22 protein-coding genes and 2 pseudogenes are annotated in these 17,586 nt (G+C 61.5%); 14 read left to right on the forward strand and 10 right to left on the reverse strand.

All coding sequences use genetic code 11. The annotated features are described in order from the left end of the window. Positions 1-9: 9 nt before the first annotated feature. The 4 genes and pseudogenes from ASB58_RS20540 to ASB58_RS09175 all read right to left on the reverse strand — a co-directional run. Positions 10-987 (reverse strand): annotated as a pseudogene (locus ASB58_RS20540) (nitrate- and nitrite sensing domain-containing protein); the annotation flags it as partial. Between the two features lie 57 nt (positions 988-1,044). Continuing rightward, entirely contained in the window at positions 1,045-1,677 is a 633-nt protein-coding gene (locus ASB58_RS09165; protein ID WP_118130202.1) for an FMN-binding negative transcriptional regulator, read from the reverse strand. A gap of 9 nt (positions 1,678-1,686) precedes the next feature. Further along, a complete protein-coding gene (locus tag ASB58_RS09170) occupies positions 1,687-1,932 on the reverse strand; it encodes a hypothetical protein (RefSeq protein WP_096004105.1) in 246 nt (81 codons plus the stop codon). Between the two features lie 6 nt (positions 1,933-1,938). Beyond that, positions 1,939-2,346, reverse strand: coding sequence for a GFA family protein (locus ASB58_RS09175; RefSeq protein ID WP_118130203.1), 408 nt, complete (start codon positions 2,344-2,346; stop codon positions 1,939-1,941). 120 nt (positions 2,347-2,466) lie between these two features. On the opposite strand from ASB58_RS09175, the gene ASB58_RS09180 reads away from it, so the two are divergent. The 5 genes from ASB58_RS09180 to ASB58_RS09200 all read left to right on the forward strand — a co-directional run bounded on the left by ASB58_RS09180 (position 2,467) and on the right by ASB58_RS09200 (position 6,078). Beyond that, positions 2,467-3,084, forward strand: a complete 618-nt coding sequence (locus ASB58_RS09180; protein ID WP_118130204.1) for a hypothetical protein — start codon at positions 2,467-2,469, stop codon at positions 3,082-3,084. Then, positions 3,077-3,805, forward strand: a complete 729-nt coding sequence (locus ASB58_RS09185) for a hypothetical protein (protein ID WP_147336814.1) — start codon at positions 3,077-3,079, stop codon at positions 3,803-3,805. Before ASB58_RS09180 ends, ASB58_RS09185 begins: the two co-directional genes overlap by 8 nt. 108 nt (positions 3,806-3,913) lie before the next feature. Beyond that, positions 3,914-4,492, forward strand: coding sequence for an LOG family protein (locus tag ASB58_RS09190; RefSeq protein ID WP_118130206.1), 579 nt, complete (start codon positions 3,914-3,916; stop codon positions 4,490-4,492). A 109-nt stretch (positions 4,493-4,601) separates the two neighbouring features. Beyond that, entirely contained in the window at positions 4,602-5,444 is an 843-nt protein-coding gene (locus ASB58_RS09195; RefSeq protein ID WP_118130207.1) for an AraC family transcriptional regulator, read from the forward strand. A 46-nt stretch (positions 5,445-5,490) separates the two neighbouring features. Next, positions 5,491-6,078 (forward strand): LysE family translocator, encoded by a 588-nt coding sequence (locus tag ASB58_RS09200; protein ID WP_118130208.1) that lies wholly within the window; start codon positions 5,491-5,493, stop codon positions 6,076-6,078. Here ASB58_RS09200 and ASB58_RS09205 read toward each other — a convergent pair. Next, positions 6,020-6,337: an ORF6N domain-containing protein gene (locus tag ASB58_RS09205; protein WP_118130209.1), complete on the reverse strand. Its 318-nt coding sequence runs from the start codon at positions 6,335-6,337 to the stop codon at positions 6,020-6,022. The genes ASB58_RS09200 and ASB58_RS09205 overlap by 59 nt on opposite strands. A 172-nt stretch (positions 6,338-6,509) precedes the next feature. Here ASB58_RS09205 and ASB58_RS09210 point away from each other — a divergent pair, with 172 nt between their 5' ends. The 4 genes and pseudogenes from ASB58_RS09210 to ASB58_RS09225 all read left to right on the forward strand — a co-directional run. After that, positions 6,510-6,968, forward strand: a complete 459-nt coding sequence (locus ASB58_RS09210; protein ID WP_202974618.1) for a nuclear transport factor 2 family protein — start codon at positions 6,510-6,512, stop codon at positions 6,966-6,968. Positions 6,969-6,984: 16 nt separating this feature from the next. Further along, complete coding sequence (locus ASB58_RS09215) at positions 6,985-8,019, forward strand: zinc-dependent alcohol dehydrogenase (RefSeq protein WP_118130210.1); 1,035 nt, start codon at positions 6,985-6,987, stop codon at positions 8,017-8,019. Positions 8,020-8,033: 14 nt separating this feature from the next. Next, the gene (locus tag ASB58_RS09220; RefSeq protein ID WP_118130211.1) at positions 8,034-8,636 is read left to right on the forward strand and encodes a glutathione S-transferase; all 603 of its coding nucleotides are present in this window, start codon (positions 8,034-8,036) and stop codon (positions 8,634-8,636) included. A gap of 114 nt (positions 8,637-8,750) precedes the next feature. Continuing rightward, a pseudogene (locus tag ASB58_RS09225) lies at positions 8,751-9,047 on the forward strand (PaaI family thioesterase); the annotation flags it as partial. Between the two features lie 50 nt (positions 9,048-9,097). On the opposite strand, the gene ASB58_RS09230 reads toward ASB58_RS09225, so the two are convergent. Continuing rightward, on the reverse strand, positions 9,098-9,562 hold the full coding sequence (locus tag ASB58_RS09230) for a MarR family winged helix-turn-helix transcriptional regulator (RefSeq protein ID WP_118130213.1): 465 nt from the start codon (positions 9,560-9,562) through the stop codon (positions 9,098-9,100). 202 nt (positions 9,563-9,764) lie between these two features. Between ASB58_RS09230 and ASB58_RS09235 the strand changes: the two genes are divergently transcribed. Then, on the forward strand, positions 9,765-9,977 hold the full coding sequence (locus tag ASB58_RS09235) for a hypothetical protein (protein ID WP_096004113.1): 213 nt from the start codon (positions 9,765-9,767) through the stop codon (positions 9,975-9,977). Between the two features lie 20 nt (positions 9,978-9,997). Here ASB58_RS09235 and ASB58_RS09240 read toward each other — a convergent pair whose 3' ends face one another. Further along, positions 9,998-11,773, reverse strand: coding sequence for an ATP-binding protein (locus ASB58_RS09240; protein WP_118130214.1), 1,776 nt, complete (start codon positions 11,771-11,773; stop codon positions 9,998-10,000). Next, positions 11,770-13,116 (reverse strand): sigma-54-dependent response regulator transcription factor AlgB, encoded by a 1,347-nt coding sequence (algB, locus tag ASB58_RS09245; protein ID WP_118130215.1) that lies wholly within the window; start codon positions 13,114-13,116, stop codon positions 11,770-11,772. The genes ASB58_RS09240 and algB overlap by 4 nt, the downstream gene beginning before the upstream one ends. Positions 13,117-13,359: 243 nt before the next feature. Between algB and ASB58_RS09250 the strand changes: the two genes are divergently transcribed. The 4 genes from ASB58_RS09250 (at position 13,360) to ASB58_RS09265 (ending at position 15,466) form a co-directional block, all read left to right on the forward strand. Then, a complete protein-coding gene (locus ASB58_RS09250) occupies positions 13,360-13,770 on the forward strand; it encodes a BON domain-containing protein (protein ID WP_065335633.1) in 411 nt (136 codons plus the stop codon). Positions 13,771-13,797: 27 nt separating this feature from the next. Beyond that, positions 13,798-14,082 carry a hypothetical protein gene (locus ASB58_RS19875; RefSeq protein ID WP_133065874.1) on the forward strand — a complete coding sequence of 95 codons (285 nt, stop codon included), beginning with the start codon at positions 13,798-13,800 and terminating at the stop codon, positions 14,080-14,082. A 7-nt stretch (positions 14,083-14,089) separates the two neighbouring features. Then, the gene (locus ASB58_RS09260; protein ID WP_328587543.1) at positions 14,090-14,521 is read left to right on the forward strand and encodes a GNAT family N-acetyltransferase; all 432 of its coding nucleotides are present in this window, start codon (positions 14,090-14,092) and stop codon (positions 14,519-14,521) included. A gap of 228 nt (positions 14,522-14,749) precedes the next feature. After that, positions 14,750-15,466 carry a TorF family putative porin gene (locus tag ASB58_RS09265; RefSeq protein WP_118130216.1) on the forward strand — a complete coding sequence of 239 codons (717 nt, stop codon included), beginning with the start codon at positions 14,750-14,752 and terminating at the stop codon, positions 15,464-15,466. Between the two features lie 300 nt (positions 15,467-15,766). Here ASB58_RS09265 and dcd read toward each other — a convergent pair whose 3' ends face one another. Both dcd and apbC read right to left on the reverse strand, forming a co-directional pair. Continuing rightward, positions 15,767-16,333: a dCTP deaminase gene (dcd, locus tag ASB58_RS09270; RefSeq protein WP_096004119.1), complete on the reverse strand. Its 567-nt coding sequence runs from the start codon at positions 16,331-16,333 to the stop codon at positions 15,767-15,769. Between the two features lie 74 nt (positions 16,334-16,407). Continuing rightward, on the reverse strand, positions 16,408-17,499 hold the full coding sequence (gene apbC, locus ASB58_RS09275; protein ID WP_118130217.1) for an iron-sulfur cluster carrier protein ApbC: 1,092 nt from the start codon (positions 17,497-17,499) through the stop codon (positions 16,408-16,410). Positions 17,500-17,586: the final 87 nt, after the last annotated feature.

A 17,586-nucleotide genomic window follows, 5' to 3' on the forward strand; every position in this document is an offset into this window, starting at 1 on the left:
ATCCACCGCCAACTGCTGCTTGAGCTGATAGATACCCGCGACCGCCGCGCTGGAACTGTCGAACCATTCGATATTGGCCATGCCCAAAAAACCGTATTCCGAACCGATCAGCCGGTCACGCAGCGCTGCAAACTCGAGACTTTCCGGGCGCGTTTGCATGGCGTCCAGTTGCCTCTGCAGCGACGGCCCCAGCAGGCCTGCCGCCGCATCCAGCAGCGCCTGGCGGCGCGCGCCGGCAGCGCTGACCTGACTGGCCAGGGCCAGCGACACGCCACCATCACTCAGTACCTGAGCGCCGGCAGCCATCTCGCTGGCACCCCACTCGCTTGCCTCGCTCAAGGCCAGAAAGGCGCCCATCATCCGCGTCAGGCGTGGCTCGTTGGAGCGCAGCAGGATTTCCGGGATCAGTGCGATCAGGCCATCGACGGCATCGGTGAAGGTTTGATAGGACAGCGCGGCATCCACATCCTCGTTGATCACCCGTTCACGCAGCGGCGCCAAGGCATCCAGTGCTTCGTTGATGCGGGCCAGCTGCGCGGCCACCGCCAGCCGGTCAGCGCCTTGCAGTGTTGCCATGCCGGAGCGCAGCGCGCTCAGGCTGGCATCTGTAGCCGCACGCTGCAGCTCCAGGCGTTCGACCACACGGCCGTCAGCGCCCCCGGTTGCGATGAACAGCGCGGTCAGACCCCGCTCTTTTTGCAGATTCTCCAGCGCCGGATCGGCTGTCAGCGCCAGGTCAAACAGCGCCCGTGCCGACTCTGTTGTCTGCAAGTGGGTGTAACGATCCTTGACCGTGGAACCGGAGAAATACAGCGTTCCGGCCAGCGCCGGCAGAATGAGCAGCAGCAATTTGCCGCGCATTGAGATGTTGCGGAGCATCGACAGCATGGTGAGAAAACCTGACTGATTGGACAGCCAGACCCTCAGCAAGAAAAGTGCCATCACTTTGCCACGCAGCAATGCGGCCTGCAGCGCCGTGACCCGCATATTGCGCACCAGTTCAGGGCTGATACGCCAGTGTACGAGCGATAAAAGGGAGAGGTTTCAGTCTTGTGGCCTGGCCATCGCCGCCGCCAGATCACCATGACCGCCCCGCTCCAGGCCATCAGCAGCCCCGGCAATATCCTCCGCAGCCTTGTTCTGACTCAGTTTGAACTTGCCGACCAGCTGCTCAATCTCAACGTCGATACCGACAATCGCCGCGAGCATCTGGCTGATGTATTCAGGGCTGGAGTCGGTCATTTTCCACGGCCGATCCTGCCCGGACGCCACCTCATGCTTGCGCGTCAGCCGGGCCACCAGCCCACGCACAAAGCGCTCGTCGTCGCGCAGGCGGATACGCCCATGGGCATGCACCACCTGATAGTTCCAGGTTGGCACCTGCCGATGAGTCTCGTGCTTGCTGGGATACCAGTTGGGCGACACATAGGCCTGCGGGCCCTGAAAGATCACCAGCACGCGCATACCATCGGTGATCTGCTCGACCAGGGGGTTGGCGCGCGCCAGGTGCGCCTGCAGCGTACCCTGCGGCCCCTGGTCCGGCAGCAGCTCAAAGGGCACGTGATTGGCATCCAGCCCGTCCGACCCGCTGGTGACCAGCGCACCCAGCGGGTTGGCCGTGATCAGGGCGTGTAGTTCACCGCTGCGGGTTTCGGCAAAGTGCTCTGGCAGGTACATGGGCTAGCCTCAGATAGCGAAAGTCTGGTCGAGATAATACAGCCCCAGCACCAACAGCAGCCAAAAGACGATGCCGGCAGCGCTTTCCAGCCAGGCATGGTAGGACCGCGGTCTAAACCAGTGCGGCGGCCACAGGCAGCGCAGCAACCAGCGCCCGGGCAGACGCAGGCTGAGGTCGAGCACCGCACCCGCTTCCAAAATCAGGCGCCCGAGCAACAACAGGCCGCGCGCCAGTGCTTCGAGCAGCTCAAGCATCACTTGTTACTCCACGCTGGGCGCAAACTCGGCAAAACACGGCAGGCGATCAGTAATTTCAAACCAGTTTGCCTTGTGGGCGGTGAAAAAATGCGCTTGCAAGCGGGTATCCAGATCACCGTCCAGCGTCCCTGCGCGAATCCGCAGCACGCCGGGAATGCGCTCATTACGACTGAAAATGGGCGAGCCGCAACGGTTGCAGAAACAACGCTGCTTGCCCGGCGAAGAGCTGAAGCTGTTCAGCAGGTCCTGCCCTGTCAGCAAGCGAAAATGCGACTCGGCAACCGGGATATTGGTCGCAAAAGCCGCGCCCTGTGCCTTGCGGCACTGGCCGCAGTGACACACCTGAATGGGCTCCAGCGGCCCGGACACCTCGTAACGAATCCCACCGCACAGGCAACTGCCGGTAATCATGTGAACTCCCCTGTTCTATCAGTGCCCTCTGTCACACCTTAAAAATAGCCCAAAAAAGATAATATTGAAAAATTAGCATTTAGAGGCTAACGTCATTCAGAACCATCCAGAGGCCTGCCCATGACCATCGCTGCCGTCCTGACCGGCGACCTGATTGACTCCCAAGGCGTCGAGAATACGCAGGATTACATCAACCAGCTACGTGCCACGTTGAGCAAACTGCTGCCATTGTGCGCCTTCAGCCACGAGCTGTACCGTGGTGACAGCTTTCAACTGACGCTGGAGTCCTCAGCTGACGCCGTTCGCTGCGCCGTGATGCTGCGCGCAGCGCTGATTGCAGCCAGCCCTGAACACGAGCGTTACGACGCCCGCATCGCTATCGGCATCGGGCACGCGCCTGAGAGTAACCACTATGGCGAAGCGTTCGTGCTCTCTGGTCAGGGGCTCGACGGTATGAAAAAAGAAACTCTTGCCCTCTTCACCCACTCCGCCAGCCTGCTGGACCACCTCGAGTTACCCATCGCCTTTGCCGCTCGCATCATCGAGAACTGGACCCGAGTCGAAGCCGAGACCTGGTGGTTGCACGCCACCATGAACGCTAGTCAAAAGGCGCTTGCTGAACATCTGGGCAAGTCTCAAGTCACCGTACACAAGGCACTGCAGCGTGCCGAAGCCCCACTGATTGACCGCTTTCTGGCCCGCAGCCACGAATGGATTACGGAGCTGGCCGGTGACTGATCTCATGCTATTGCCATTGATGCTGCTCCTGCACATGCTCAGCAGCCTGTGGGCCAACGCCCGGCCGCTGCCCGAGCAAGCCGACCGGTTGCAGCAACGCGCCTGGCTAATTCTCAAGGCCTTGCCATTGGCCGCCGCCATCAGTGCCCTGCTGCTGTCGCAGGGGCTGGTCAGCGGCCTCATGGGCTTCATCGTGATACTGCTCAGCCAGTTGATTCTGGAACACCAGCGCCTGACCCGGCCGCAAACCTTCACCGCCAGCTTTGTGCTCGGCCAACTCATCCCCGTCGCTATCGTGGTCCTGCTCTGGAGCGGCGCCACCGACAACTGGAGTCAGTTGGCAGCAGCTTTTGAGCAGTTGCTGCAACCGCAGATGCTGACCGTGCTGGTGGGCGCACTTTTCCTGCTGCATCCGACTTCGTCACTGATTGCCCTGATCCTGACGCCCTGGCTGAATCACGTGGACCTGCAGGATGAGCAATCATTGAAGAAAGCTGGCCGTCTGATCGGCTTTCTTGAACGGCTGCTGGCCTTTGCCTTTGTGGTTATGGACCAATGGTCGGCCATCGGTTTTCTGCTCGCAGCCAAGAGCATCATGCGCTTCAACGACACCCGCCAGGCCAAGCGGCCGGTGTCGGAGTATGTCCTACTCGGGACACTGCTCAGCTTCGGCACCAGCGTGGCGACCGGACTGGCCGTCCGCACGCTACTCGGCGGTTAGCCGCGACACACCAATCTGGCAAAAATAGCCTCACGAAGGTAAAGTCATCAGCCCTTCGCGGCGCTCTGCCACCGAGCGTTGCCCCTCCCCAGCTCATCAGGAGAGTCCATGCGTCTGTGTGTTTTCTGTGGTTCCGCCCCCGGCAACCAACCCGAATATCTTGCCGCCGCTCAGCAGCTCGGCACCGCGCTGGCCAAGGCCGGCATTGGCCTGGTGTACGGCGGTGCCCAGGTTGGTCTGATGGGTGCAGTCGCTGATGCGGCGCTGGCCGCCGGTGGCGAAGTGATTGGGGTGATCCCGCGCCATCTGGTCGAGCGCGAATTGGCCCACGAAGGCCTGACCACCCTGCACGAAGTCGGCTCCATGCACGAACGCAAAGCCATGATGGCCGACCTGTCTGACGGCTTTATCGCACTGCCCGGCGGCGTCGGCACCTTTGAGGAACTGTTCGAAGTCTGGACCTGGGGCCAACTGGGCCACCACCAAAAGCCCTGCGCCCTGTTCAATGCCGCCGGCTACTACGACAAGCTGATCGAGTTCCTCAACCACGCCGTCACCGAAGGCTTCATACGCCAGCCCTACCGCGACATGCTGATCGTCGACAACGCAGCAGAGCCCCTGCTCGCGAAGGTCCGCGACTACACGCCGCCCAGTGTCGCCAAGTGGGTGAAGACCGGGCAGCGCTGACCCGCACACGGCTGTCGGCAGCCCGCCGACAGCCGTGCACAAATCTTCCAGACACCCACAAACACTGGGTTATGCTGCACTGACACTCGTCATCCCCGAGGCGTGCGCCATGAAACCCAGCAACTGGATCGATCTCAAGCAGGATGCCGACACCGGCATTGAGACGATTCGTGCCCATTTTGAGGGCCACGCCTACGATCCGCACTGGCACGACAGCTATCTGGTCGGTTTTACCGAGCAGGGCCTGCAGCGCTTTCATTGCGGGCGGCAGCGCTATGACAGCGTGCCGGGCAAGGTCATTCTGATTGAGCCGGGTGAAGTGCATGACGGTGAGGCGCCGACAGAGGATGGTTTCACCTATTCCATGCTGTATCTGGACCCGCTGTGGATGGAGCGCGAGATGCGCGGGCTGTTTGCCGACGCGCCCGAGGATTGCGTCCCCGGAATGAGCATGACGGTGACGCAGTCACCCGAGCTGATCTTCGCCATCGCCAGCACCTTTCAGACCCTGCATCAGCAGGAACTGCGCATTGTCAGGCAGACGGCGTTGGACTATCTGCTCAGCAACCTGTCGGCACATACCCAGTGGCGCCGCCGTACCGAGGCCGACCCGCGCATGCCGCAGGTGGCGTTGCGAGCCCGCGACTACCTGCACGCTCATGCGCATGAAGACCTTGGCCTGAACGAGCTGGCGGCCGTGACCGGTGTTGACCGCTTTCGCCTGAACCGCGCGTTCAAGGCGGCTTTCGGCATGGCGCCGCACGCCTATCTGGTACAGCTGCGTCTCGCCCAGGCCCGCCGCCAGCTGGCCGCAGGTCAGGCCCCAGCCGAGGTGGCCGCCAGTTTGGGATTTGCCGATCAGAGCCATCTGGGACGCTGGTTCAAGCGTGCCTACGGCGTCACCCCCGCGCACTACCAGCAACGCTGCTCAGGCCTTCCAGACCGACGCTGAGACACGCGGCAGACTGGCTCTCGAATCCATTTTCGGGAGAACTGTCTTGACCGCCCTGCTGCCCTTTCTTGTCTTTGCCTTTGTTGCCTCCATCACCCCCGGCCCGACCAACCTGTTGGCCATGAGCAGCAGCGCCCGCTTTGGCCTGCGCGCCAGTCTGCCTATCGTGCTGGGCGGCTGCGCGGCTTCCGCCGCCCTGGTGCTGGCGGTGGGGCTAGGCGCCGGTGCAGCGCTGCTGACGCACCCCGAGATGGCGACAGTATTCGGCTGGGCGGGCGCGCTCTGGCTGAGCTGGCTCGGTTGGAAGATAGCCACCGCGGATGTGCAGCTGAACACCGACAGCAGCACCGACAAACCGCTGGGCGCTGCGGCGGCCGCCTTGATGCAGCTGATCAACCCCAAGCCCTGGACCGTGGCGCTCGCGGTTGTTGGTGTATTCATGAGCACCTCAGGCGCGCCGGCCTGGATGCTCGCGCTGCTGTTTCTGCTGATCGCCATTCCCTGCATGCTGCTGTGGGCGTGGCTGGGCCTGAAAGCGCGCCATTGGCTGCATTCTAGGGTGGCACTGCGCCGCTTCAATCAGCTGATGGGGGTGCTGCTGGCGGGCTCTGGCTGGCTTGGCCTGCTCGGCTAAGTTCAGTCAGACGCTGATAGCCTGACTGGGTCAGCAGCACCAGATTGACGGTGGTGGCGTAGATCTGGCCGCTCACCTTGAGACTGTCGATCAGCGCCTTGTGCACGTCGGCCGCCAGGTAGAAGAAGTCCTTCCCCTCCTCCAGCTGCGCCTCGCAGCGACGGAACACCCGAAACGCCGTGCCTTTGGGGGCGTGATTGAGTTCGTCGAGCTGACGCAGGCTCAGCGTATCGGTGTCGGCATAGTGGATGGGCTGCATGTCTGTCCTGATCACAATCAATAACGGGCTCCGGCAAGGCGCTATGCCAGAGCCCGAAGGCTACCGCACAAAACTCATATCAACAATGTTGACGTTAAAATTTATCCGTGCCAGCATCATTGTCACCCGCTTACGCCAAAGCCATTGCGCCAATAACAACAAGGAGCCCGTCATGACTCGTCACGCCGCACTGCTGGTTGCCAGCCTGCTGTGCTCAACCGCGCCCCATGTCTTCGCCACGACGAGCAGTTGCGAGGCCGTTTTCCCGGATCGCGCAGCTGCCGCTGCTTTCGTCAGCCAGTGGACCGCCGACTGGAACCGCATAGACATTGCTGCAGTAGTAGCTCACCTGAGCGATGACGCACGCATGCGCAGCCCGCTGGCCGCGCGCCTGACCGGCGAGCCCGTGGTGTCCGGACGTGAAGTCATCGCCCGGTACTGGCATACCGCCTACGGCTCGCTCAGCGAACCCAATCTGCAAGTAGAGGCCTTTGCCTGGGACCCGGCCATCTGCCGCCTGAACGTCTGGTGGACCGCCGACACCAGCAGCGGCCCAACCCGCGCCAGCGAGTTCATGGACTTTACCCCCGACGGGCTCATCCACTACGGCGAAGCCTTCTACGGCCAGTGATCAGGAGCAACACCGCATGCAGGAACTCATGGTGACAGCCCCAGGCAAACTCGCCTGGATCGACTCCCCCAGCCCGCACCTCGCCTCGCCTGACGGCGCTATCGTGCGGCCTATCGCCTCCGCCAGTTGTGATCTGGACCGACGTCTGATTGCCGGCGCGACGCCATTCAAGCCGCCCTTTGCCATCGGTCATGAATGCGTGGCGGAGGTACTGCAGACCGGCGAAAACGTGCGCAGCGTGCAGCCCGGAGACCTTATTTGCGTGCCCTGGAAAATCGCCTGCGGCCAATGCGCCCAGTGCGCGCGCGGGCTGTCTACAGCGTGCACAGCTGTGCAGAAATACGCGGCCTATGGCGTGCCCGCCGGCGGACATTGGGGCGGTTTGTTTTCCGAGGAAGTCTACGTACCCTACGCCGACGCCATGCTGGTGCCACTGCCAGTGGGCACCAACCCGCTCGCAGTGGCCAGCGCCAGCGACAACCTGACCGACGCCTGGGTTGCCGCCAGCACACCAATCAAGCGCCATACCGATGCCCGCGTTCTAGTGGTAGGCGGTACCGAGAGCCTCGGTGTGCTGGCGGTGCAGATGGCACGCGCCGCCGGTGCCAGCCAGGTCGACTATCTGGATACCGACGATTACCGCCGGGCAATGGCAGAACTGTGCGGTGCCAACGTGGAGATTGGCGCGCACAGCACGCTGGATGAACGCTACGACGTGGTGGTTGCCGCGACCCGCGACGAGCAGGCGCTGAACCGCGGTTTGCTGGGGCTCGCACCCGGCGGACACTGCTCCTGCATCGGCATCATGTTCGAGCCGCCACGTATCCCGCTGTTCGGCATGTACATGCGTAACGTGACCATGTCGGTCGGCGCCTGCAACGTGCGCCCGCACATCCCCAAGGTGCTGGACCTGGTCAACAGCAAGCAGTGCGACCCGATGCTGGTCTGCCCGCAGATCGTCGATTGCGATGACGCGCTGCAGGCGCTGATTCAGCCCACGGCTAAATGCATCATGGTACGCGAGCGCATCACCACTTCCCCGCAAACCTGAACCGGAAATCCGCCATGAAACTGCTGTACGCACAACCCTCGCCCTTCGCTCGCAAAGTACGTGTCTTGGCCTTTGAGCTGGGTCTGCATGAGCAACTGGAGCTGACGTCAGTCGCCGTGCTACCAACCGACGAAAACATCGAGGTTACCGCCCACAACCCGCTGGGCAAGATCCCGGTCCTGCTGACCAATGACGGTGAAGCGCTGTACGACAGTCGGGTGATTTGCGCCTACCTGCAACAGCTCGTATCCGGCAGCAGTCCGGTGACAAGCACGGCGCACTGGCAGCAGCAAACGCTGATCGCCATGGCCGACGGCGTGATGGAAGCCACGCTGAGTATCCGCTACGAACAGGCGATTCGCCCAGCCGGCAAACAGTGGCCAGCCTGGACAGACGGCCAGCTGGAAAAGATCAAGCGAGCGCTTCTGGTGCTGGATAGCAGCAAGGCACTCAGCCAGCCCGAGGTCACCGCAGCCCAGGTTGGCATCGGCTGCGCCCTTGGCTATCTGGATTTTCGCCTGCCAGATCTGGGCTGGCGCAACCAGTTTGCGGCACTGGCCGCGTTTTACGCGGACTTTTCCCAGCGCCCCTCCATGCTTGCCACGCTGCCAGCTTGATGTATCCGCCCACTGAAAAAGGAAATATGAATGACTGACTCAATGCCATCCGGCCTGCAGATCATGCAGGGGCTTGCAGCCAAACGCGCCAGCGGATCGCCCATCGGCGAAACCATGGGCCTCGTCGCCACAGCAGCAGAACACGGTAGGGTCGAACTGCAGGCCACGCCAGACCACCGCCATCTAAACCCGGCCGGGGCTGTTCACGGCGGCTTTGCGGCCACCTGTCTGGACGGCGCGGCGGCGCTGGCGCTGTTCACCACCCTGCCGCTGGACGCCAGCTACTCGACCGTTGATCTCAATGTGAAATACGTACGCCCGCTGACAGCAGGCCAGGCCTACAAGAGTTGCGGCTGGCTGGTCGAACGCACCCGTTCGCTGGCGATCTGTGAAGCGGATATCCGCGATGACGCCGGCAAGCTCTACGCCAAGGCCAGCGCAACGCTGATGGTGAAAGAGCGTTAAAGCCGATCCGCCAACGACTCCATGACGGCGTACCAGCCGTCTTGCCCCTCGGCCGATACCAGATTCAGCGCCTCACCGATGGCCCTGCGCTCCCGGTCTGAGGCCTGCTGCTCAACCTCAGCACCCTTGTCCGTGAGGGTCAGCAATTTGAAACGGTGGCGCTGCGGGTCACGCGCATGCAGCACCAGGCCATCGTTCTGCAGCTGGGTCAGTGGCCGGTGCAACGCCTGCTTGCTGATACCGAGGGTGTCGGCAAGCGCCCCCACCGTAATGTTCTCTGCGCGGGCAATCACATAAAGCACCCGGTGATGGACCCGAGACAGCCCCAGCTCCGCTAGATACAGGTCCGCATCGACCGTCAGCCCTCGGAAACCGAAGTGCAGCAGCTCCAGCGCCTTGTCCAGCTCATGCAATGGCGACATGGAGACCGCCGCCGCGTTGCCCTTACGTTGAATAACCATAAAATCGCCTGATAGAAGAAATAGCGCCACAGCGGCACGCCCGCCTCTCAGTCGCGGCTCGTTCTCTTACCGCTTGGCCGAAGCATTGTAGCGCCGCAATCAAGGGACTCTGGGTAGCAGCGCAAAACGACAACCCTCATAAAGACTTATGGCGCTCCCGGCAAGCCGTTATACTCGCCGCCCCCACCTTGGAGAGAACGCCATGAGCAAGCAAGACGATCAGTGCCTGAACGATGCGAGCACCGACCAACCGGTTGCGCCGTCAGCGACCGGGCTCGGCGCCCTCTTTGCGGCCGCCGGCAAACAGGCCGGCAAAACCAACTCGCCCAGACAGGGCAAGGCGGGCTTCGACCCGCACACCAAGCGCGTACACATGCCGCCGCGTGGCACGCGCCGCTCGATGGGTAAACGCTGATTGATCAGCGCCTGCCGCCGCTACAACGGCAGAGCGAAATGGAAGCTGGCGCCCTCGCCAGGCCGTGAAGTCACACCAATGTGGCCACCGTGCAGCTGCACGACCTCCTTGCATAGTGCCAACCCGAGGCCTGCACCGCCCTTCTTGCCGCCGCCCTGAACAAAGGGCTCAAACACCCGAATCTGCTGACTGTAGGGAATACCCTCACCGGTGTCGGTGACGGCAAATACCACGCGTTTGCCATTACGCTGCACCGACACGGTAATGCTGCCGCCCACATCGCTGTGCCGCAACGCGTTGCCGACCAGGTTGTCCAGCACTCGCTCCAGCTGCAGCCGGTCCAGCCGCGCAACGGCCAGGTCGTCATCTATCTCTTCGTGCATGCTTATGCCCTGCTGCTGGGCCTGGGCCTCAAAGCGCGATACCACCGCTCGCACCAGTTCGCGCGGGTCGCATGGCTCCAGCTCCAGCTTCTGCAGGCCATTCTGATAGCGCGAGAAATTGAGCAGGTCGTTGATCAGGTCCACCAACCGGCGCATTTCCTCATCGACAGTGTCGAACAGGTCTTGCTCGCGACTGCCCGGCGTGAACTCCAGCCGTTCCTGCAACAGGGCAAAGGCCATGTGCATGCCGGTCACCGGCGTACGCAGCTCGTGGGAGGCGCGTAGCACAAACTCACGACGCACCCGTTCGAAAGCACGCTGATCGGTCACATCACGCAGCACCATCACCGCGCCCTGCACCCAGCTGTCGTTGCGCACCACCGGGGTCAAACTGTAGTCGAGCAGGCGCGTCTCACCGGACACCTGCACCGCCAGGTCTTCCTGTTCGCTGCTGAAGGCATTACCGGCCAACACTTCGCGCACCTGCTCATCCAGCTCAGGCCGCCCCATGGCCAGCCCCAGTGATTGCCCCAGCTCGCGGGCATCCCAGTTGAGCTGGCGCCGGGCAACCGGGTTGAAGTGGTCCACTTCGCCATGCTGATCAAGAATCAGCAAGCCGTCGTCGATACTGTCGAGTACCGCTTGCAAGCGCCGCTGCTCTGACTGCAGCGCTTCCAGATCAGTGCTCTTGAACTGACGCAGCGCCTCGGCCATGGCGCCAAAACGGCGACTGAGCGCCGCCACCTCGGTGACCGGTGACAGCGGCAGCATTACGTTGAAGTCACCCTGACCGATACGGTCGGCAGCCTGCGCCAGGCTTTCAATGGGGCGGCCAAAGCGCTGGGCAATGCTGTGGGCCGTCAACAGGCCCAGCAGCAGCACTGCCAGACCAATCAGGCCCAGCAGTATGGCAATCAACCAGGCGCGCTGGTGGGCCGCGGTTTCGGCTGCTTCAACGTATTCCAGATAGCGGTTCTGCACCTCATTGATCCGGTCACGCATGGCCGCCACATTAACACTGAGTGTGCTGTCGGAAAGCAGATCACGGCGCAGGGAGGTGGGGCTCTTGAGCACCTGATCGTAGACCGAGTAAGCCCGGCTGATCTCGCTAATAGCCTGGCGGTCGGCGTCACTGCGCGCCTGCTCCCCGGCCACCGTCAACCACTCCTTGAATATCCGGTCTGACTCTTTGAGCGCGGCAGAATCAAAGTCTTCGGCCAACAGCATGGTGACCTGACGACCGATCTCCTGACGCATGCCCATGGTCGCCTTGAGGATGCCGATGTTGCTGCTGACACTCAGACTCTGCGACTGCGTGAGGCTGAGCACGCCAACCATCCCCACCAGCAAGCCGACCAGAGCAACCGTCAGCAACGCACTGCTGCTGAGAAACAGCTGGCTGCGCAGCTTCATAGACCGAACTGCTTACGCTTGCGATACAGGGTAGAAGCATCAATCCCAAGGGTGCGCGCGGCCTGCTCCAGCGTCGGGCTGGAAGCCAGCACGGCTGCGATATGCGCCTTCTCCAGCTCGTCCAGGCTCAGGCTCGCGCCCACACGTGGTGCGGCGTTGTCTTCGGGTTCGGCGCCCAGGCCCAGGTGCGCTACATCCACCCGCTCTTCATTGCAGATGATGCTGGCACGTTCGATGACGTTGCGCAGTTCGCGGATGTTGCCGGGCCAGCCGTGGTTGAGTAGCGCATTCTGCGCGCCGTCGCTGAAACCACGCGCCGGACGGGCGTAGTCCTTGACGAAGCCGGCCAGAAAGCGGTCGGCCAGAGTGAGAATATCGTCGGTACGCTCGCGCAGCGGAGGCAAGGTCAGGGTAATCACGTTGAGGCGATACAGCAGGTCTTCGCGAAAGCGCCCTTCCTTGGCCATCTCGGTCAGGTCAAGGTTGGTTGCCGCCAGAATGCGCACATCCGCGCGGCGGGTCACCGGATCACCGACGCGCTCGTACTCCTTGTCCTGAATAAAGCGCAGCAACTTGGGCTGCAGCGTGAGCGGAAAGTCACCAATCTCATCCAGAAACAGGGTGCCGCCGTCGGCCTGGCTGACACGCCCCAGGGTACTTTCGCTGGCACCGGTGAAGGCGCCCTTGGTGTGGCCAAATAGCTCGCTTTCCATCAACTCGGCATTGAGAGAGGGACAGTTGATGGTGACGCATTCCTTCTTGGCCCGCCGGCTCCAGCCGTGAATCAGGCGGGCCAGCTCACCCTTGCCCGTCCCCGACTCACCTAAAATAAGGATGTTGGCATCGGTGCCGGCTACCTGACGCGCGGTTTCCAGTACCGCCATCATCGCGGGGCTTTGCGAATCGCCGCTCACGCGGGTCTGCCGTACTTCCTCTTCCAGGGTTTCCAGTCGCGCGGCCATCTGCCGCGCTTCAAGCTGCTTGGCTGCGGACATGCGCAACTGATCAGGGCTGCAAGGCTTGACCAGATAATCGGCAGCGCCGGCCTGCATGGCGTCGACCGCGGTATCCACCGCCGAATGAGCGGTTACCATCACCACGCGCATCCAAGGCGCAATCGCGCGCATGCGCGCCATCACATCCAGACCATTTTCCTCGCCCAGACGCAGGTCCAGAAAGCACAGGTCAAACACCTGGCTGTGCAACACCGACTCGGCTTGCATACCGTTACTGGCGGTCGCTACCAGATACCCCTCGTCTTCGAGGCAGTAACGGAAGGTACGCAAAATCGCTGGCTCATCATCAACCAGCAATATCCGGCCATTGCTTTGAGTTGCATCCATAAGGGTTGTCTTCTCCGGGCGCTGATCCCACCGCAAGGCAGTCGTGCAAAATGCATGGCCTACCAGGACGCATCTTGCAAACTGCATGCAAGGCAATCTGCGAAAATTCTGTAAGTGTTTGATTTTTATTGATTTAAAAACGATAAAAAGCCTGGCACGACGCTTGCTCAAGTACTAACACAAACCAGAAAAAGGCGAGCCACAAGCAAACCTTTATACGGATATTGACTGGAGAAGACCGTCATGCGCAGCGCCAAACCCATCGCACTGCTTAGCCTATCCACCGCCCTGCTGTGCTCACTGTCAATGAGCACGCAAGCACGCGAGCCGGCTCTTAGCATGGAGCCGCACCAGGCCACGATAGTTCAATCTGCCGACGACAGCCGCATCGTCAGCACCCTGCAATCACGGTTGACCTGGCATGGTAACACGTCCGGCATCGACATCCGTGTGGACAGCAACAAGGGTGTTGTACGGCTCAGTGGTGTGGTTCCCGAGCGCGGGGACAAACGTGTTGCGGTCGCTACCGCCCTACACACGCCGGGCGTGGTCAGCGTGGATGCCAGTCAACTGCATATCGGACAGGCTCGGACAGTCAGCGAAGCACGCTGGCCAAGTCCGACGCTGCAGACTGCCAACCGACTGCAGCTGTAATGCGAAAAGAAGGAAAGGAAAAAAATCATGTCTCTGGAGCCCAAACCTGCGATTTACTTTCATATAATGGAAGCCACTCGACCTGGAGCTTTTGATAACCAGTTAACTGAGCGTTTTACCGCCGCACCGAGGAGATCCCCCATGTACAACTGGGCCATCGCCTTTATTGTCATGTCTCTTGCCGCCGCCGTATTTGCATTGGGAGGGTTTGGCGCCCCCTACGATCAGCTGGGCGCTTTGCTTTGCCCCCTGTTTTTGGCCCTGTCTGTGGTGGCTGCCGTAATGGGCAAACGCACCCGTCATCGCCAGTAGCGCCCCATTGACCGCACCAGCGGATACGGTAACCCTGACATTGCAGCAGCTGCCCCGCGAGTTGCTCCCCCTGGCCAACCGGTTCTACCGCCGCCACCATCGCGGTATGAAGGCCAATGGCCAACAGCAGATCTGGGTGCTACGCGCACCAGACATCTGCGCCAGTCTGTGCCTGCAGCCCGTGGAAACAGGACACTGGCTAACCGCCTTGCTGATCGCACCAGCGATGCGCGCCCAAGGCCTCGGCACTCAGCTGCTAGACCAGGTGCGTGCCGAGGTCGACGGCCCCATCTGGCTGTTTTGCGCCCCGCACCTGACTCCCTTCTACCAGCGCTGCGGCTACCAGCTTGCCGCCCACCTGCCTGAATCGCTCGACTCACGCCTGCAACGCTATCAGCGCAGCAAGTCGCTGGTCGCCCTGGCAAACCTGCCCGGGTAAGCCATTTCTACCCCATCGTGGCAGCTTGCCACCAAATGCAACACAATTCTGTAATACGCGCACTACAACAGTGCGCACGCAGCTATTGTACCTGTGTACCGAAGAGCAACCGCACCCGTAATCATGACGTAAATAATTGATTTAAAACGAAAATAAAAAACTGGCAAGCTAAATGCTATGTGAGCAATGCCAACGCACTTAAATCAAAAACCTACGGGGTATTACGTGATGATGAAGAAAATCGCAGTTGCCGTTGCTACCGCCAGCACGCTCTCTTTTGCCAACATGGCGCACGCCGAAGCCTTTGATACCGCCATGGGCGAGTTTGACGTCAGCATGACTGCCACCCTGGCAACCGACTACATCTGGCGCGGCCAGTCGCAAACCGATGGCGCTGGCGCCATTCAGGGCAGCCTGGACATCGCCCACGAAAGCGGCCTGTACATCGGTGCCTGGGCATCCAACATCGACTCAACCGACTTTGGCGGCTCCAGCATCGAGATCGACTACTACGCCGGCTACGGCGGAGCCATCACCGACGACATCAGCTACGATCTGTCCTGGGCTACTTATACCTACCCGAAAAACAGCGCTATCGATGTTGAAGAGGCGCTGGCCAGCATCAGCCTCTACGGCCTGACCCTGGGCGCCAAATACGCGTACGATCCGCAGAGCGCGCTGTACACCTACGTAGGCTATGACTTCTCCCTGCCGTACGACGTGGGCCTGGGCCTGCACTACGGCCTGACCGACACCAAAGATCCGCTGAACGGCGTTGACGGTGACGAAGAATACGGCGATTGGGCCGTCACCCTGAGCAAAACCATGCTGGGCCTCGACGTCGCTCTGATGTACAGCGACACCGACCTGGGTGACGACTGTGCCTACTCCAGCCAGGATTCCTGTGACTCCAACGTCACCCTGTCGGTCTCGAAAACCCTGTAATACCCGGCCCGGGCTAGCATATCCCCATCAGACGCTGAGCCCGGGCTGCTGTTCCGTCAGCATTGCACCGCCTCTTTTGCGCTGTTCCACGGCAGCTCGAAAGCGGCGGTTTTTTTATTCACGACTAACCGTGCGGGTGGCGCCTAAGGACGGAACAGTGTTGAGCCCACTGACGGGGACCACGCCGGCCAGAACGCCGCATTGCGCGGGCACGCGGTTGGCTTGGTCCGCCTTGCCACAGATGACCACACAACAAAAAACCGGCCCAAGGCCGGTTTAGTCGTCATGCGCTCTTGCCGCTCAGGCGCGTGGCAAGGTAACGCCGCGCTGCCCCTGATACTTGCCGCCGCGATCACGGTAAGAGGTTTCGCAGGTCTCGTCGGACTCAAAGAACAGCATCTGCGCTACACCTTCATTCGCGTAGATCTTGGCCGGGAGGTTGGTCGTGTTGGAAAACTCCAGGGTCACATGCCCTTCCCACTCCGGCTCCAGCGGCGTGACGTTGACGATAATGCCGCAACGCGCGTAGGTGCTCTTGCCCAGACAAATAGTCAATACATTGCGCGGAATACGGAAGTACTCAACGGTGCGCGCCAGCGCAAAGGAGTTGGGCGGGATGATGCAGACATCACTCTGAATATCGACAAAGCTCTTGTCGTCGAAGTTTTTCGGATCAACGATCGCCGAATGGATATTGGTGAACACCTTGAACTCGTCGGCGCAGCGCACATCGTAGCCGTAGCTGGAAACACCGTAGGAAATGACCCGCTCGCCCTCAGCGCCGCGGATCTGGCGCTCGACAAAGGGTTCAATCATCCCCTGTTCCTGGGACATGGTGCGGATCCAGCGGTCGGATTTGATGCTCATGGCGGGTCCTGAGTGATCTGTACGAAAACGAGCCAGCATGTTACCGGGTTATAGGCAATGACAAAAGACCGTCATCAATCCTCGCTAATGCTGATCTCCGGCATGCCGCCGGCGCCTTTCAGCGCCGTGATGCGCGCAGCGGCGTGACGGGCCATGTCCTGATAGACCATGCTGATCTGGCACTCCGGCTCAGCCACCACCGTCGGCTTGCCGCCATCGGCCTGCTCGCGAATCATCATTGACAGAGGCATCGAGCCGAGCAGCTCGACATGGTATTGCGCCGCCAGGCGCTCACCACCACCCTCGCCAAACAGGTGCTCGGCATGGCCGCAGTTGGAGCAGATGTGGATTGCCATGTTCTCAACCACACCGAGCACGGGGATGTTCACCTTCTCGAACATGCCGATGCCCTTCTTGGCATCCAGCAGCGCGAGATCCTGCGGTGTGGTAACGATAACGGCGCCCGTCACCGGCACCTTCTGCGCCAGGGTCAGCTGGATATCCCCCGTGCCCGGCGGCATATCTACAACCAGATAATCCAGGTCATCCCAGGCGGTCTGGGTCAGCAGTTGCATCAGTGCACCGGACACCATCGGGCCGCGCCAGACCACCGGCGTGTTGTCATCCACCAGAAACGCCATGGACATAACTTGAATGCCGTGCGCACGCGGCGGCACAAACCATTTACCCTCGCGGGTTTCCGGACGCGTGCCTTCGGGCAGGCCCAGCATCAGCCCCATACTGGGGCCGTAGATGTCGGCATCCAGCACACCGACCTTGGCGCCCTCTCGCGCCAGAGCCAGCGCCAGATTGGCGGCCGTGGTGGACTTGCCTACCCCGCCCTTGCCAGAGGCCACTGCAATGACGTTCTTGACGTTGGCCAGCGCCGCGACCTGCCCCTGCACCGCACCCGCTTCAATCTCGCAGCCCACACTGACCTTGGCCGAGGTCACGCCATCGACATTCTCCACCGCCGTTTGCAGCATCTGCGCAATGCCACCGACCAGGCTGCCGGCGGCATACCCCAGCACCAGCTCAGCCTCGACCTGCCCGCCATTAATCTCCAGACGGCGCAGGCAACCGCAACTCAGCAGGTCGGTTTTCAGGTAGGGGTCCTGGTATTGGGCCAGGGCCTGTTCAATGGCAGCGCGATCAAGGGTCGACATGACGGAGTTCCGAACGAGATAAAGAGGTCGCTATGCTACCGAGCAGCACAGCCCAACGCAAAGCGGCCCGCCGGTGGAGCCGGCGGG

Origin of the sequence: Pseudomonas abyssi (assembly GCF_003444685.1) — a bacterium.
In the GTDB taxonomy this organism is placed as follows: domain Bacteria; phylum Pseudomonadota; class Gammaproteobacteria; order Pseudomonadales; family Pseudomonadaceae; genus Halopseudomonas; species Halopseudomonas abyssi.